1 pseudogene is annotated in these 235 nt (G+C 71.9%); it reads right to left on the minus strand.

Annotated features, from left to right (window positions below):
• Nucleotides 1-235, minus strand: a pseudogene (locus tag KVT45_RS55740) (transcriptional regulator); the annotation flags it as partial.

Below are 235 nucleotides of genomic sequence, written 5' to 3' on the forward strand. Positions count from 1 at the left end.
GTACAGGGCGGCGCGGGTCTCCGACAGCATCGCGAGGGCCTCCCGCAACTCCATTTCCGCACGCTCCAGTTCGCCGTTCAGGGCGTAGACGTAGCCGCGCATCCAGTGACAGTTGGCGAGTTCGGTACGGGGCTGGAGCTGGCGGTACAGCTCGGCGGACTTGGCCACGGAGGCGTCGGCGTCGGCGACCCGGCCCCCGGCGGAGACGGGGCGGGGCAGGGAGCCGTGCATCCGG

Source organism: Streptomyces sp. GbtcB6, from assembly GCF_019091475.1.
Taxonomy (GTDB): Bacteria; Actinomycetota; Actinomycetes; order Streptomycetales; family Streptomycetaceae; genus Streptomyces; species Streptomyces hyaluromycini.